13 protein-coding genes are annotated in these 14,243 nt (G+C 68.7%); 9 read left to right on the top strand and 4 right to left on the bottom strand.

Features of this window, described 5'->3' with window-relative positions; genetic code table 11:
- The 3 genes from VD972_RS23240 to VD972_RS23230 form a co-directional block, all read right to left on the bottom strand.
- Positions 1–344: hypothetical protein (locus tag VD972_RS23240; protein WP_324990495.1), on the bottom strand; the 344-nt coding region annotated here is incomplete at its 3' end.
- 270 nt (positions 345–614) lie between these two features.
- The gene (locus VD972_RS23235; protein ID WP_324990492.1) at positions 615–1,688 is read right to left on the bottom strand and encodes a hypothetical protein; all 1,074 of its coding nucleotides are present in this window, start codon (positions 1,686–1,688) and stop codon (positions 615–617) included.
- On the bottom strand, positions 1,685–2,923 hold the full coding sequence (locus VD972_RS23230; protein WP_324990491.1) for a zinc-dependent alcohol dehydrogenase: 1,239 nt from the start codon (positions 2,921–2,923) through the stop codon (positions 1,685–1,687). The genes VD972_RS23235 and VD972_RS23230 overlap by 4 nt, the downstream gene beginning before the upstream one ends.
- A gap of 100 nt (positions 2,924–3,023) precedes the next feature.
- Between VD972_RS23230 and ruvB the strand changes: the two genes are divergently transcribed.
- The 7 genes from ruvB to VD972_RS23195 all read left to right on the top strand — a co-directional run bounded on the left by ruvB (position 3,024) and on the right by VD972_RS23195 (position 10,738).
- Positions 3,024–4,058, top strand: coding sequence for a Holliday junction branch migration DNA helicase RuvB (ruvB, locus tag VD972_RS23225; RefSeq protein WP_324990489.1), 1,035 nt, complete (start codon positions 3,024–3,026; stop codon positions 4,056–4,058).
- 16 nt (positions 4,059–4,074) lie between these two features.
- Positions 4,075–5,565: a hypothetical protein gene (locus VD972_RS23220; protein WP_324990488.1), complete on the top strand. Its 1,491-nt coding sequence runs from the start codon at positions 4,075–4,077 to the stop codon at positions 5,563–5,565.
- A gap of 435 nt (positions 5,566–6,000) precedes the next feature.
- Entirely contained in the window at positions 6,001–6,945 is a 945-nt protein-coding gene (gene lpxC, locus VD972_RS23215; protein ID WP_324990486.1) for a UDP-3-O-acyl-N-acetylglucosamine deacetylase, read from the top strand.
- A 62-nt stretch (positions 6,946–7,007) separates the two neighbouring features.
- Complete coding sequence (locus VD972_RS23210; RefSeq protein ID WP_324990485.1) at positions 7,008–8,084, top strand: DsbA family protein; 1,077 nt, start codon at positions 7,008–7,010, stop codon at positions 8,082–8,084.
- A gap of 9 nt (positions 8,085–8,093) precedes the next feature.
- Positions 8,094–9,338: a DUF4388 domain-containing protein gene (locus VD972_RS23205; RefSeq protein WP_324990483.1), complete on the top strand. Its 1,245-nt coding sequence runs from the start codon at positions 8,094–8,096 to the stop codon at positions 9,336–9,338.
- Positions 9,335–10,060 carry an orotidine-5'-phosphate decarboxylase gene (gene pyrF / locus VD972_RS23200; protein WP_324990481.1) on the top strand — a complete coding sequence of 242 codons (726 nt, stop codon included), beginning with the start codon at positions 9,335–9,337 and terminating at the stop codon, positions 10,058–10,060. The genes VD972_RS23205 and pyrF overlap by 4 nt, the downstream gene beginning before the upstream one ends.
- A gap of 48 nt (positions 10,061–10,108) precedes the next feature.
- The gene (locus tag VD972_RS23195) at positions 10,109–10,738 is read left to right on the top strand and encodes a hypothetical protein (RefSeq protein WP_324990479.1); all 630 of its coding nucleotides are present in this window, start codon (positions 10,109–10,111) and stop codon (positions 10,736–10,738) included.
- Here VD972_RS23195 and VD972_RS23190 read toward each other — a convergent pair.
- Positions 10,680–12,287, bottom strand: a complete 1,608-nt coding sequence (locus VD972_RS23190) for a leucyl aminopeptidase (RefSeq protein ID WP_324990477.1) — start codon at positions 12,285–12,287, stop codon at positions 10,680–10,682. The genes VD972_RS23195 and VD972_RS23190 overlap by 59 nt on opposite strands.
- A gap of 124 nt (positions 12,288–12,411) precedes the next feature.
- Here VD972_RS23190 and VD972_RS23185 point away from each other — a divergent pair, with 124 nt between their 5' ends.
- Both VD972_RS23185 and VD972_RS23180 read left to right on the top strand, forming a co-directional pair.
- On the top strand, positions 12,412–13,305 hold the full coding sequence (locus VD972_RS23185) for a hypothetical protein (RefSeq protein WP_324990476.1): 894 nt from the start codon (positions 12,412–12,414) through the stop codon (positions 13,303–13,305).
- Positions 13,306–13,452: 147 nt separating this feature from the next.
- On the top strand, positions 13,453–14,232 hold the full coding sequence (locus tag VD972_RS23180) for a sulfite exporter TauE/SafE family protein (protein WP_324990474.1): 780 nt from the start codon (positions 13,453–13,455) through the stop codon (positions 14,230–14,232).
- The last annotated feature ends 11 nt before the right edge of the window (positions 14,233–14,243 follow it).

Genomic DNA, 14,243 nt, shown 5'->3' with positions numbered 1-14,243 from the left:
AGGGCGGGACTGCTCACCGAGACTGTATCAACGGGGAACAGGCTCCGTCGGCCCTCTTGAAGGAACGACTCCTGCAGGTCTTGAGGCGTGCGGAAGTGCTGGAGGATGCTTGAGGAAACAACCCTGGCTGCGGCATAAATGTCGCGTAAGGGGACAGGCTCGGATTTGCCAAGGATCTTGGCATGGCCGTATCTCCTAAGAAAGCCCTCAGCGTACCGCTGCATACCGCGTTGGACTTCCTCTTCGTGGACAATGAGACCGCCAACGCGACTGAGGGTTCCCCAGACTAACTGGAACGCGGTGGCCGCCGTGTCCTCCTGAAACTTCTCCGTGACCTTACTCATGAAGGAGATTTAGCCAATATACGCAAGCGTTAACAAGCCTCTATGGCCTCAGCATCGAGCAACGCTGTAAGGCTCCTTCCGCGCATGCCCAGGCATAACTTGCAGGCCAACAGTGAGGTGGCGTTGCTGAGAGCCATGAATGAAGATTAGAGGAGGTGGAAATTTGCCTGCTGCTGAACTTGAATGGTCACTTCGCGCTCGGCACGAACCGTATCCGCTCCTGCACCGCTCTGCCAGGGTTCACGCCTTCGGTTAGTCGAGACGGGACTCTTACGCCGCCCGGCGAGCGGTGGCGGACGGGCGCACGTCTCCGAAGTTTGGCGCGGGTAGAACCACCGTGGGTGACAGGCCCGGTGCCAGCATGGACGCCGTGAGCAGCGAGGACGGATGGAAGTTCACGTACGCCCCATCCACCAGTGACTGCCCCGCGAACAGCTTCTCCACCACCATCGACGAGTACTGATCCAGCGAGTGCTCCCGCGTGTTGCCGTTGAGCACCACCTCAATGCCCATGTGCTCGGCGAAGCTCCTCACGCCCGGGATGCCCGACTGCAGCGGCGTGTAGCTCTCCGTCGCCACCCCGTTCTCGCTCACCACGAACACCTCGCGGTCCGTCGCCACCGCCAGCGACATGTTCCCCAGCGTGTGCCCCGGCGTGGACAGGATCGCCACCCCCGGCCCCAGCCACACATCCCCGTCCAGCAGGATCACCCGCTCCTCCGGCACCCCCGCCGTTCCGTTCGGCACGTACCAGGCCGCCTGCATCGGGTGCAGGTTCTTCGTGCCCTCCCACTCGGCGCGCTGCACCAGCAGCTTCGCCCGTGGGAAGTACGCCGACGCTCCCTCGCCCCCCAGCCACCCACGCACGTCCTGGACGTGCAGGTGGTCGAACGCGATGTAGTCCACGTCTTCCGGCTTCAGCCCCAGCGCCGCCAGGTGGCTCTGCACCGTCCCATGCCGCGTGGACATCACCTTGTCCGAGAGGAAGTGGCCGTAGCGCTCGCGCAGGCCTCGGAAGAAGGGCGCCGCGTACCCCCGCTCGTAGTCGCTCGGGTTGAAGAGCAGCGTGCGCCGCTCCCCCTCCTCGAGGAACTGAACCACCTGCATCCGGTTCTTCATCATCACGTACGGCGCTGGTGACAGCGCCGCCCCGCTGAACGCGAACTGCGTGGGGTATGGGAACGTGATCAGATCGCACGTGGCCACCGCGGCCACCGGCCCTCCCGCCACGAAGGCCTCACGCGCCTCCTGCGTGGCGCGGCGGAGCTGCTGAAGGCGGAGCCCAGGCACCTGCTCGGCACGGGCTACAGCGAGGGAAGGAAGCGGACGGAAGGTCGGAGTCATGCGTTCACCGTCAGGTCGAAAGCCGTCTTCACAGACTGATAGCGCCCACGCGCCAGGTTTGCCTCGATGGCCTCTCGATACCGCGAGAGCGGGAAGGTATGCGTCACCAGCACCGATGGATCCGGTCCCTCCCGGCGAGCCAGCAGATCCAGTACCAGATCGAAGGTGTGCCTGCGCTCCCCGCGGAAGCTCTCCACCCCGTATACGTAGGAACCGAGCAGCGTCAGTTCATTACGCCACACCGTGGTCCAGTCCACCCGCTCCAGGATGCCCGCCGCCCCCACCAGCACCACCCGGCCCAGCGCCCGCGTGTACCGCAGCGAGTCCTGCACCGACGCCGCGCTGCCGATGCAGTCGATCGTCACCTCGAAGCCCCCCGAGAGCGCAGGCGGCCCGATGACCGGCTTGTAGACCTTCGCCCCCGTCAGCCGCGCCACCTCCTCGGCCTCCGTCGCGTCGTCCCGCACCCGGAACGCCTCGTCCGCGCCCAGCAGCCGGGCCAGCTTCAGCTGGTACTCCTCCGTCGCCAGCAGCGTCACGTGGCACCGGTGCCCCAGCGCCCGGATCGCCCACAGCGCCGCGAAGGCCACCGGCCCACCGCCGATCACCAGCACCCGGTCCTCGTCCTTCAAGGCCGCCTTGAGCACGGCATGCAGGCTCACCGCCAGCGGCTCCACCAGCACCCCCGCCTTGTTCGACACCTCCCCCGGCACCGGGTGGAGCTGGGACGGGTGCGCCACCATCTCCGTGCCCATGCCCCCCGGCAGATCCTTCTGGTAGCCGAGCATCTGCCCGGCCGCCAGGCAGCCCTCCGCCGTCCGCTCGCACCCGTTCTCCTGGCCCGCCGCGCATGGCTTGCACGGCGGTTGGATGCCTCGCAGGCGGCAGGGCAGCAGCGGGTTCACTGCCACGCGCTGCCCCACCTCCACTCCCCGTGTCTCGGGGCCCAGCGCCGCCACCTCGGCGAGGATCTCGTGCCCCAGCACCGCCGGGAAGCTATTGAAGGGCTCCAGCTGTGGACTGGCCTTGAAGAAGACGGTCGCCATGTCCGAGCCGCACAGGCCGCTCATCAGCGGCTTCAAGCGCACCCACTCGGGGCCCGGCAGGGTGGGGGAGGGCAGCTCGCGCAGGGACAGGCAGCTCCCCGGGCCATAGTGGATCTTCGGGTACAGCCCACCGAGCCCCTTGGCGAGCACGTACTTGGGGATGGACAGATCGAAGACGAGACCCTTCACGTCGTGCGCTCCCTGGCCAACCAGCCGGTGTGGCTCGCGAGTGTAGCGCTGGGAGATGGGCGGCGACACACGGGCCGTTCTTGCTAGGGTGAACACCGCCATGGCTACGAAGCGGAAGTCCGAGACGCTGTCGGGAGAGGCTCAGGGGGACGATGTCCGCCTCGAGGCCTCGCTCCGGCCGCGCACCTTCGACGAGTACGTGGGCCAGTCCCAGGTCGTCGAGAAGCTCAAGGTCTATGTGCGCGCAGCCGCCAACCGGGGCGACGCGCTCGATCACTGTCTCTTCTCCGGGCCCCCGGGCCTCGGGAAGACCTCGCTGGCCCACATCATCGCCGCCGAGCTCGGCGCGGGCATCCACGTCACCAGCGGCCCCGCGCTCGAGCGCAAGGGCGACCTGGCCGGCCTCCTCACCAACCTCAACGCGCGAGACGTCCTCTTCATCGACGAGATCCACCGTCTCAACGCCGCCATCGAGGAGTACCTCTACCCCGCCATGGAGGACTTCCGGCTGGACATCACCATCGACACCGGCCCCGCCGCCCGCGCGATGAAGATCGACCTGCCGCCCTTCACCCTCATCGGCGCCACCACCCGCACGGGCCTGCTCACCTCGCCGCTCCGCGAGCGCTTCCAGATCCAGGAGCGGCTCGAGTACTACGAGCCCAAGCACCTGGAGCTCATCCTCAACCGCTCGGCCCGCATCCTCGGCATCCCCCTGGACCGCGACGCCAGCAAGGAGGTCTCCACCCGCTCGCGTGGCACGCCTCGCATCGCCAACCGGCTGCTGCGCCGGCTGCGAGACTTTGCCCAGGTGGAGGGCGAGGGCAACATCACCCTGGAGCTGGCCCGCTCCTCGCTGGACCGGCTCGGCGTGGACGCCAGCGGCCTGGATGCCATGGATCGAAAGATCCTGCTGACCATCATCGACAAGTTCGGTGGCGGCCCCGTGGGTGTGGAGACCATTGCCGCCAGTGTGGGCGAGCAGCGAGACACCCTCGAGGATGTGTACGAGCCCTTCCTCCTCCAAGAAGGCTTCCTCCAGCGCACCCCGCGAGGCCGGATGGCGACCCACCGGGCCTACGGCTATTTCAAGAAGGCGCCGCCCCCCGCCTCACCCCAGGGCAGCCTCTTCTGATAGGGATCGCTTCACGATGAGCCCGGCACGCGCGAAGGATCAGAAACCCACGGCCCCCCAGGTCGCGCGGGACTTCTACGCGGACCTGATGCGCGCCACCCAGGCCTCGCGAGTCGGCGTCCTCGCCGAGCGCGAGCGCTGGCTGCGCGGCATCACCATCGAGGGCCGCGAGGAGCAGCTCTTCGAGTTCGAGATGCTCCTGCGCGGCGTGGAGCGCTACTTCAACCTCCACAATGGGGTGGTGGACGCCCACGAGCGCCCCCTCGTCACCCGCGACTTCCACGCGGAGCTCGAGGACGTCCGCGACGCCATCCACCGTGCCATCCGCATTGCCCGCCGCCTGCTGGATCCGGACTCGGACTCGAAGCGCGTCTTCCGCAAGTACGTGGAGAGCCAGCTCGCGGACGACCGCATCCGCCGCGCCTTCCTCGAGGAGGAGCTGGGCCAGGAGACGCCCCAGGAGAGCCTCTTCGTGCTGCGCGAGGCCTTCGAGGCCCTGCGCAACCTGATCGATCACCTGCTCAAGCTGCCCGTGTGCAGCCTCGCCCTCTTCACCGACGTGGGCAACCTGGCCCTGCGGGAGATCCTCCTCAACCGCTACTTCCGCCCCTTCCGGCCGCTGGAGTTCCGCACCGAGTACGATCGCCTCCGCTCGGTGCGCGTCCTGGATCTGCTCGCCAGCCAGCCCCAGGACGTCCGCCCCGCCTTCACCACCGCCTTCCTCGCGCTCTTCCGCCTGCTCCACTACCTCGCCCATGTCGGCCCGGAGGGGGAGGAGTTCACGCCCCGGCGCGCGCGCGTGGTGCTCGCGCTGGTGCACAGCGAGGCGGTGAGCCTCGTGGGCTTCTTCCGCCAGGAGCTGGCCACCCAGGTGGGCCCCAAGCGCCTCAAGGCCGCCGGCCTGCGAGCCGCGAGAGACATTGCCAAGGAGGCCCAGCGCATCGCCCGCGAGGTGGTGGTGGAGCCGGCAGGCACCGAGGACGCTTCCATGAAGGCCGCCGCCGCCTTCACCGCGCTCTTCCGCGCTCAGCTCGTCGCGCTGGTGGAGGCGCTCGAGCCCGGGGCCGCCACCGGCGAGGATGCCTTCGCCCAGCTCGTCTCCCAGGAGGCCATGGCCCAGCGGCTGCGCAAGGATCTCTGGGTCTTCGGCCAGCTCTGCCGCGCCACCGAGACGGCACTGCGCTCGGAGGACGCGCCGGCCGCGGAGGCCGCCCTGGCCGCGCTCAAGTCCTACCTGGGCTACTTCCACAACGTGAGCTACCAGCTCCTGCGCTACTCCGACTACGAGCCCTTTGATCGCTTCACCGGGCTGCTCATGGAACTGCCCTGGCCTCCCGAGGGGCCCGGCATCCGCAACCGGCTCGCCGAGGATCTGCGCCACTTCACGCCCACGCTGGAGAGCACCTTCGCCGCCGTCAGCCGCCGCGTGCTCCTCCAGGGACGCACCTTCGATCGCAAGGACGCCGAGTCCCTGAGGGATCGCTTCCTGGCCCCTCCCCACCGCTGAACCCCCCTCACGCGAGGCCCTGCCGGAGCTGCTCCCGCGGCCCTGGGAGTGTTTGCTTCCAGGCGCTTCCTTGCGCTATGGACCCGCCGCGCCGCACCACGGCCGCGTGTCCACCAGGTCACACGTCCGTCACGGTTCAGTGCTGCATGTCGGACACCGATGTCACGGTGGAGCGGGGGGGACCCAACGAGTTGAGGGGTGGACGCGGCGGATGAGAGAGGAACTCCCTCTAACATCATGATGAAGTCCAATAATTTCAGTGACTTACGAAAAGTGATGCGGTTCTGTCCCAGTGGGCAGGTCCCCAAGACCGTGGCACATGGTTTGCTCACCTCCTCGCGGAGTCCCAGATCCAGAAGTGAACGTTTCGGGTTGGCTCCAGCGGGCCCGAGCATGAAGACTGGTCGTACCGAGCAGTGAGAGAGGCGTACCGCAATGCCTGTGTTTCCCGACCACCAGCGCACCATCTCCGAGCCCGTGTCCTGCAAGGGCGTGGGACTCCACTCGGGCGTGCCGGTGAACCTCACCCTGTGGCCTGCTCCGGCCCACCACGGCATCGTCTTTGTCCGCACGGACACGCCGGACCAGGTGGCCATCCCCGCGCTCGCCCAGTACGTGGTGGACACGTCGCTGGCCACCACCCTGGGCAAGGATGGGGTGAGGGTGGGCACGGTGGAGCACCTGCTGTCGGCGCTGGCGGGGCTGGGCGTGGACAACGTTCGCGTGGAGCTGGATGGCCCCGAGGTGCCCGTCATGGACGGCAGCGCCGAGCACTTCGTGCAGATGGTGACGAGCGCGGGCGTGCGAGAGCTGGAGGAGAAGCGCAGCTACCTCATCATCAAGAAGCCCGTCACCGTGGTGGATGGGGACAAGGAGGCCACGCTGGCCCCGGCCCGGCGCTTCCAGGTGAGCTGCACCATCGACTTCAAGCACCCGCTGATCTCCAGCCAGTCCTTCGAGGTGGAGCTGAGCGATCGGTGCTTCTCCGGGGAGATCTCCCGGGCGCGGACGTTCGGGTTCCTGCGGGACGTGGAGATGCTCAAGAAGCTGGGGCTGGCCCGCGGCGGCTCGCTGGACAACGCCATCGTCGTGGACGAGTCCTCCATCCTCAACCCGGACGGGCTGCGCTTCCCGGATGAGTTCGTCCGGCACAAGATCCTGGACGCCATCGGGGACGTGTCCCTCTTCGGGCGGCCCGTGATTGGCCACCTGAAGGTCTTCAAGACGGGGCACGCGCTCAACCACAAGCTGGTGCAGCAGGTGCTGGCGGATCCGAGCTGCTACGAGCTCGTCCAGGGCCGGCCGTTGGACGCGGAGCGGCCAGAAGTGCGCCTGCCCGAGCTGGCAGGCAGCCTGGACCTGGAGCCGTTGGTCGCCTGACTGGAACGAAGTTTCTTTTGCGAGTCAAGGGAGTCCTCGGTTAAGACGCCGGACCCATGTCCATGCGTCCCTCCCGTCTCGTCATTGCCGCGCTCCTGGCGGCTTCTTTCGCCGCTGGTTGCAACAAGCAGACTACCCCTGCGGCGGCTCCTTCTCCCTCCTCCTCGTCCTCCAGCGAGCTGGCTCCTGACGCGGTTGTCGCCACCTTCAAGGTGGATGGTGCCGAGCAGCGAGTCACCTACGGTGAGCTGACGGGCCGGATCGGCGCCCCGCTGGCGGACCTGGAGAAGCGCAAGCAGGACCTGATCAAGCGCGGTCTCGAGGGCTACATCATCGAGAAGCTGGTCAAGGCCGAGGCCACGAAGCGCGGCCTGGCCAACGAGGATGCCCTGCTCAAGGCCGAAGTCGAGGACAAGATCGCCCCGCCGTCGGATGCGGAGATCCAGAAGGTCTTCGACCAGGCCAAGGCCACCGGCCAGCTGCCCGCCGAGGTGACGATGGAGCAGGTGAAGCCCGAGATCGTCAAGATGCTGGGCGAGCAGGGCAAGCGCGAGAAGGCGCAGGCGCTGTTCAACGAGCTGAAGTCCAAGGCGGAGATGCAGATCCTCCTGCCCGAGAAGCGCGTGCAGGTGGAGGCAGTCGGCCCGTCCAAGGGCCCGGAGAGCGCCCCCATCACCATCGTGGAGTTCAGCGACTTCCAGTGCCCGTTCTGCAGCCGCGCCAATGCAGCCGTGGACGAGGTGGTGAAGACCTACGGCGACAAGGTGCGCGTGGTGTTCCGCCACTTCCCGCTGAGCTTCCATGCGGAGGCGCCCAAGGCCGCCGAGGCCTCCGCGTGCGCCGCGGACCAGAAGAAGTTCTGGGAGTACCACGACAAGCTCTTCGCCAATCAGGGCGCCCTCAAGGTGGACGATCTCAAGAAGCACGCCGCCGATGTGGGCCTGGACACCGCTCGCTTCAACGAGTGCCTGGACTCCGGCAAGAACGCCGAGCTCGTCAAGAAGGACATGGCCGCTGGTGAGAAGGTGGGGGTCACTGGCACCCCAGCCTTCTTCATCAACGGGATTGCGCTGTCGGGCGCGGTGCCGGCTGAGGATTTCAAGGCCATCATCGACTCCGAGCTGAAGAAGAAGAAGTAGACTGGCCGCGTGGCACCTCCACGCCCCAAAGCCACTCCCCGTATCGCCGGTGAGACGGCCGCTCTCGAGCTCGAGCGGCCGCTCGCTGTCGGCTTGTCGTCCAACCGTCCCCTCTCGGCGCACTTCCATTCGCCAGAGGGGATGATCCTCCTCCGAGAGCCACCGGACCTGATCGGCTTCTTCGCCGGCAACCTGGGCTCGCTCTTCATGGAGGATGTCTTCTCCTATGTCCTGTCCGGCATCCGCAGCGGCCAGCTGATCGTCCAGCATGGCCAGCTGCGCCGCACGGTGACATTCCGGGACGGGCAGGTGGTCTTCGCCACCTCCACCGAGCGCTATGAGCGGCTCGGGACCGTGCTCGTCCAGCTCGGGCTGCTCACCTCGGATCAGCTCACCCTGGCCATTGCCCAGGTGACGCCCACGCGCCGCATCGGCCAGGTGCTCACCACCGAGGGGATGGTCTCCGAGGCCAACCTCTACAACGCGATGACGTTCCTGGTGCGTGAGGTGGTGCTGAACCTCTTCGAGATGATGGAGGGCAGCTTCCTCTTCCTCGAGGCCCAGGCGCCGCTGAGCGACGTCGTCAAGCTCCCCGATCGCACGAGGGATCTCGTCATCCAGGCCATCAAGCGCGGCGAGGCGACGACCCGGCTGCGCCGCCAGTTCCCGGAGGACATGCGGCTGGGCGTGGGCCCAGAGGACTTCCCGCCGGGAGAGGCGGCGCTGGCTGCCAAGGCTCGGCCGGGGGTGACGCTGAAGGAGCTGCGCGCCGCGTTCGAGGGCAGCATCCACGCCTTCCTCACCTGGGTGGAGGAGCGGGTGCGCGGCCGCTCGCTCGTCATCGAGCCCGCCGTCCCTGTCACTCCGCCACGCCCCAGGCCGACGATCGAGATGCTGGGCTCGGAGCTGCTCGGCCCCGAGGAGCGCTACAACCTGCTGCTCGCGCTGGTGTACCGCGCCGTCGATGAGATGGGGCGGGATGTCGGCCTGCTGCAGAGCTTCCTCAGGTCGCCCCCGCCAGGGCTGGAGGAGGCGTACGCCGGAGTGAAGCTCGGCCCGGATGGGCGCGTGGACGTGGACCAGATCCGCCGCAACGTGGCGGGTGGGGGCGAGGCGCTCTCTCGTGCGCTCACGCTGGAGGCGCTCGACGCGTTTGTCTCCTACGCGCTCTTCTCCGCCCAGAACGTGCTGCCGCAGGATCTCGCGGACCAGCTCGCGATGACGTACCGGGCCCTCCAGGAGGGGCTGACGTGAGCCACTCCCCCGCCGCGCGCGAGCGGCTCGCCCTCGCCGCGGATCTGCCGCTGGAGCAGGGGCTCTCCCTGTACTCGAAGGTGGCTCCGCACCTGGCCTACGCCAAGGTGGGCCTCTCCCTCTTCGTCGAGCACGGCCCCGCGGCGGTGACTGCCTTCCAGAAGCTCGGTGCGCGGGTGTTCCTCGACTTGAAGCTGCACGACATCCCCAACACCGTGGAGCTGGCCGCCGCGCGCGCGGGTGCGCTCGGTGTGGCGCTGCTCACCGTCCATGCCGCTGGCGGGGAGGCGATGCTGAAGGCCGCGGTCCGCGGGGCTCGGGAGGGCGCGAAGGCCCAGGGCCACGCGGCCCCCAAGGTGCTCGCGGTGACCGTGCTGACGTCGCTGGCGGCCGAGGACGTGGCGGCCGTCGGGCTCACCGGGACTCCCGAGGCCGCAGCGCAGCGGCTGGCGCGGCTCTCCCTCGACGCGGGGGTGGATGGGCTGGTGTGCTCGCCGCGTGAGGCCGAGGGCCTGCGCCGCTCGCTGGGCCCCTCGCTCTTCCTCTGCACGCCTGGCATCCGGCCCGCGGGTGCGGAGAAGGGCGATCAGGCCCGCGCCGAGACCCCGGCCTTCGCGATCCGGGCCGGAGCGGATCTGCTCGTGGTGGGCCGGCCTGTGTACACGGCGGCTGATCCCGTGGCCGCCGCTCGCGCGATCGCCGAAGAAGTTTCCTCCGCCTGACATCGCTCTCACCTTCCACGACACCCCCACTGTGCACGCTCCTGGCCCATGGCCACCGTTGCGTTCAGGGTTTGGGTGGGGGTGGCGGACATGGGGCGGATGGGGATGTTGGGGGTAGTGTCGGCGGTGCTGTGCACGGCGTGTGGCGCGTCTCGCCCTTCGGCGGTGAGACCGCAGGCCGCCCAGGAGGCGCAGGCCACGCAGGCCGCCGAGGATCACCGCTCCACCACGCGCCGCTACGTGGATGAGGATCTGGGCTTCGAGATCGTCCGGGCCACCGCGGAGTGGCAGCTCGACGAGACGGAGGAGCAGAACTCGCCCGAGGGCATGGCCATCCCCATCGTCCTCAAGCACCGGACGAGCGGCGCCCAGGTGGTGCTGCAGGTGGCCCCGGCCGTGGCCACGCCCACCCAGTTCGCCGAGCGGCTCAACGAGGGACTGCGCGAGCAGCCGGGCTTCGTCGCCTCGGATCCGGAGCCCCTCCCGCTGTCCGACAGCGCCGTGGGCTTCAACTTCACAGTGGAAGGGGGCGTGCGCGGCCGGGTGGCGGTGACGGAAGGCAGCCCCGGCCGGGTCTTCATGATGCTGGCCACCTGGCCGGAGACCGCCCCGGAGGACGTCACGCGGAGCGTGGAGACCCTCTTCGGCGCGGTCCGCCCGCTGCCAGAGCGCGGGTAGCCGGGCCCTTGCGGGCAGGGGGAGGGCTCTCCGGCGACGCGGCGCGCAGGCGCACGAGCTCGACCAGCGTGCGCACGCCCACGCCCGTGGCGCCCTTGTTGAAGTAGCCCCGCTCCTTGGGGCTCGTGGACGGGCCGGCGATGTCCAGGTGCACCCACGGCGTGTCGCCCACGAACTCCTTGAGGAAGAGGGCCGCGTTGATGGCGCCGCCCCAGCGCTCGCCCGAGTTCTTCATGTCCGCCACCTCGGAGCGCAGCGCATCCTTCTGCAGCTCGGTGACGGGCATGCGCCAGAACTCCTCGCCGGCCGCCTTCGCGGCCTTGAGCACGTCCTCCATCGTGGCGTCGTGCTCGCCGAACGCTCCCACGATGTAGTTGCCCAGGGCGATGACACACGCTCCCGTCAGCGTGGCCAGATCGACGATGGCCCCGGGCTTGTGCTCGCACGCCCAGGCGAGGATGTCGCCCAGCACCAGGCGCCCCTCGGCGTCCGTGTTGGTGATCTCCACCGTCTTGCCCAGGCGCGAGGTGAGGATGTCGCCCGGCCGATAGGCGGTGCCCGAGGGCATGTTCTCGCACGCGCCGATGAAGGCGTGCACCGGGAAGGGCGGCTGGAGCTCGCCGATCACCCGCATGGCGCCCAGCACCGCCGCCGAGCCGGCCATGTCCGTCTTCATGTCCACCATCGAGTCCGCCGGCTTGAGCGACAGGCCGCCCGAGTCGAACGTGATGGCCTTGCCCACCAGCGCCAGCGGTGTGCGCTTCGCGTCCTTGGCGTTCTTCGGCACGTAGGCCAGGTGGATCAGCCGCGGCTCATTGGCGCTGCCCTGCGCGACACCCAGGAACATGCCCATGTTCAGGCGCTCGATCTCCCGGCGCCCGCCGATGGTGGCCTTCAGCCCCGCCGCCTTCGCGACTTCCTGGGCCGCCTCGGCCAGCCGCTCCGGGTTCACCACGTTGGGGGGCTCGTTGACCAGATCCCTCGCCCAGTTGGTGGCCTCGGCCACCTGGCGGCCCAGCTCCATCGCCGCATCGAGCTCCCGGCTCCGGCTCACCCCGGGCACCACGAGCCGCACCGAGCTCAGCCTCGGCGCCTTCTTCTCTTCCTTGCTGCCGCCCGTCTTGTACCGGTCGAACTTGTAGACGCCGAGCAGCAGCCCCTCGACGATGGCCCGCACGGCCTCTGTCGCGGGCACCGCTTCTGGCACCACGAAGGCCAGCTCCGTCACCTTGAGCTTCTGCGCCGTCTTCGCGGCGCGCCCGGCCGCGAGCCGGAGCACCTCGTGGGTGAACTTCGCGCGCGCGCCCAGCCCCAGCAGCAGCACCCGCTCGGTCGCCAGCTTCCCCAGGGTGTGCAGCACCAGGGTCTGATCCGCCTTGCCCTTGAAGCCCTCCTGGGCAGCGGCGGAGCGCAGCTTGCCGTCCAAGGCCTTGTCTGCGGCCACCAGGGCCGAGGGGGCCGTCTCCCCGAGTTCCCCATCGAGCAAAGGAATGACGAGCAGGGCGCCGCCTGCCCGCAAGGCGTCACCCGGGACGAAGCTGAAGTTCATGACGAGGATGTACTCCTGGGGGGTGGAAAGCGGCGCGGACTGTATCGCCGCCCCTATTACGCGCAAAGCTTCGGCTGCACGTGAACTTGCAATGACGCGTCGCGCTGGGTAGCTCTACTCCTGCATGCCCACGCTGCTGCTTCACCTGACCGCCATCGAGCAGCTCGCCTCCCATCCGGGCAGCCTGCCGGAGGACCTCGCCCGCGCGCTGGCGGAGGATCTGCCCTACGCGCGCTTCGGGGCGGCGCTGCCGGATCTGCCGCTGTGCGAGGGCCTGCGAGGGGGGCTCGCCGCGCTGCTGCCCGAGCGGGAGCTGCCGCCCTTCGCGCGGCTGTACCACGAGCGTGCGCCCGTGGGGCTGGGGCTGAAGATGGGGGAGCTGGTGGCCACCGGCGCGCTGGTGGGCACCGAGCCCGGGCTGGCGCTGCTGGCCGGCTACTTCACGCACCTGTGCCTGGATCGGCGGCTCCACCCCGAGGTGGATCGGATGGTGGCGCGCCACAAGCGCAAGGAAGACTCCGCGCTGGATGCGCACCGCAAGATCGAGTGGGCGCAGACGCTCTTCTACCTGCGCGAGCTGCACGGCCTGGAGCTGCTGGGCAGCCCCGGGCTGCGCGAGCGCTTCCAGGTGACCAAGGGCACCGGCTTCCCGTACCGGGGCATTGGCCGAGGCATCTATGAGCTCGTCCGGCTGTCCTCGCAGGAGCGGGTGGGGGAGGCCCCCACCAAGGCCCAGGTGGATGGCTGGGTGAGGGGGCTCTACATGATGGGGATGGTGCTCTCGAGCCCGCTGGGGCGCACACGTGCGCTGCCGGCCTACTCCCAGCTGAGCTTCCACGAGCTCTACCGGCATGACGGCTTCGATCTCGCCCACGAGGTGGAGGCCGCGCTGGAGCAGACACGCGGCATCCTCCGGCGTCTGCTGGTGTACATGTCGCGGGGCACGTTCACCCCGCGGACACGCGCACGCTTTCTGGAGGAGTTCCCAGAAGGCACCATCGGTGCTTACGCTGCCTGATCAGGGGCTGCACCGCCGCGTTTCCAACGGTCGGAGTGTCCCCCGGTCGCAGAGTCGAATAGAGGGCAGCAGACGGCCAGGCGAGCCCCGGAGCCGTGAAGGAATGCCGCTATCCGAAGCGGGATCGCGCTCCTATCCTCCTGGGCAATGACGGTCCTTCTCCTCATTGCCGCAGGTGGTTTTGCGGGCCTGACGGGCGCGCTGCTCGGCATTGGCGGTGGGGTGGTGCTGGTGCCGCTGCTGGTGGTCGGCTTCGACCTTCCGCTGGAGGAGGCGGTGCCGGCGAGCCTCATGTGTGTCGTTGCCAGCTCCTGTGCGGCCGCGGCCAGCTATGTGGACAATCGCCTCAGTGACATCCGGCTGGGGCTCTCGCTGGAGCTGGCCACGGTGCTCGGAGCCATCTCCGGCGGGCTGGTGGCGGCCTACCTGGCTCCGGCCATGGTCGCGGTGGTGTTCGGGTTCTTCACCCTCTATGTCGCGCTGCAGATCCTCCTGGTGCGCTCGCGGGGGCAGGAGCTGGTGGGCGCCGCGTACACGCCCACCAACTATCCGCTGGGCCTCTCCGGCTCCTTCGTGGCGGGCGGGCTGTCGGCGCTGCTGGGCGTCGGTGGCGGGCCGCTGAAGGTGCCGCTCATGAGCTACGGGATGCGGGTGCCCTTCAAGGTGGCCACCGCGACCAGCAACCTGATGATCGGTGTGACAGGGGCCGCGAGCGTGGCGTCCTACGCCTGGCGAGGGCATGTGAAGCTGTCCCTCGTCTCTCCCCTGGTGGTGGGGGTGCTCGCGGGGGCGTGTTTCGGCAGCCAGCTGATGCCGCGGGTGCCGACCTCGGTGCTCAAGAAGCTCTTCGCCATCGTGCTGCTCGTGGTGGCGGTGCAGATGTTCTGGAAGGGAGGCGAGGGACTGTGGCCGAGCATGTTGAAGTGAGCGAGGCCGCG

It is taken from the genome of Hyalangium sp. (assembly GCF_035629615.1).
Taxonomy (GTDB): Bacteria; Myxococcota; Myxococcia; order Myxococcales; family Myxococcaceae; genus Hyalangium.
This window is presented reverse-complemented; position numbering and strand designations above follow the sequence as displayed.

Coding starts and splice junctions, on each gene's coding strand:
- VD972_RS23190 (WP_324990477.1), bottom strand. CDS start 12,287: ATGAACTTCAGCTTCGTCCCGGGTGACGCCTTGCGGGCAGGCGGCGCC.
- VD972_RS23185 (WP_324990476.1), top strand. CDS start 12,412: ATGCCCACGCTGCTGCTTCACCTGACCGCCATCGAGCAGCTCGCCTCC.
- lpxC (WP_324990486.1), top strand. CDS start 6,001: ATGCCTGTGTTTCCCGACCACCAGCGCACCATCTCCGAGCCCGTGTCC.
- VD972_RS23180 (WP_324990474.1), top strand. CDS start 13,453: ATGACGGTCCTTCTCCTCATTGCCGCAGGTGGTTTTGCGGGCCTGACG.
- VD972_RS23210 (WP_324990485.1), top strand. CDS start 7,008: ATGCGTCCCTCCCGTCTCGTCATTGCCGCGCTCCTGGCGGCTTCTTTC.
- VD972_RS23220 (WP_324990488.1), top strand. CDS start 4,075: ATGAGCCCGGCACGCGCGAAGGATCAGAAACCCACGGCCCCCCAGGTC.
- VD972_RS23235 (WP_324990492.1), bottom strand. CDS start 1,688: ATGACTCCGACCTTCCGTCCGCTTCCTTCCCTCGCTGTAGCCCGTGCC.
- VD972_RS23195 (WP_324990479.1), top strand. CDS start 10,109: ATGGCCACCGTTGCGTTCAGGGTTTGGGTGGGGGTGGCGGACATGGGG.
- ruvB (WP_324990489.1), top strand. CDS start 3,024: ATGGCTACGAAGCGGAAGTCCGAGACGCTGTCGGGAGAGGCTCAGGGG.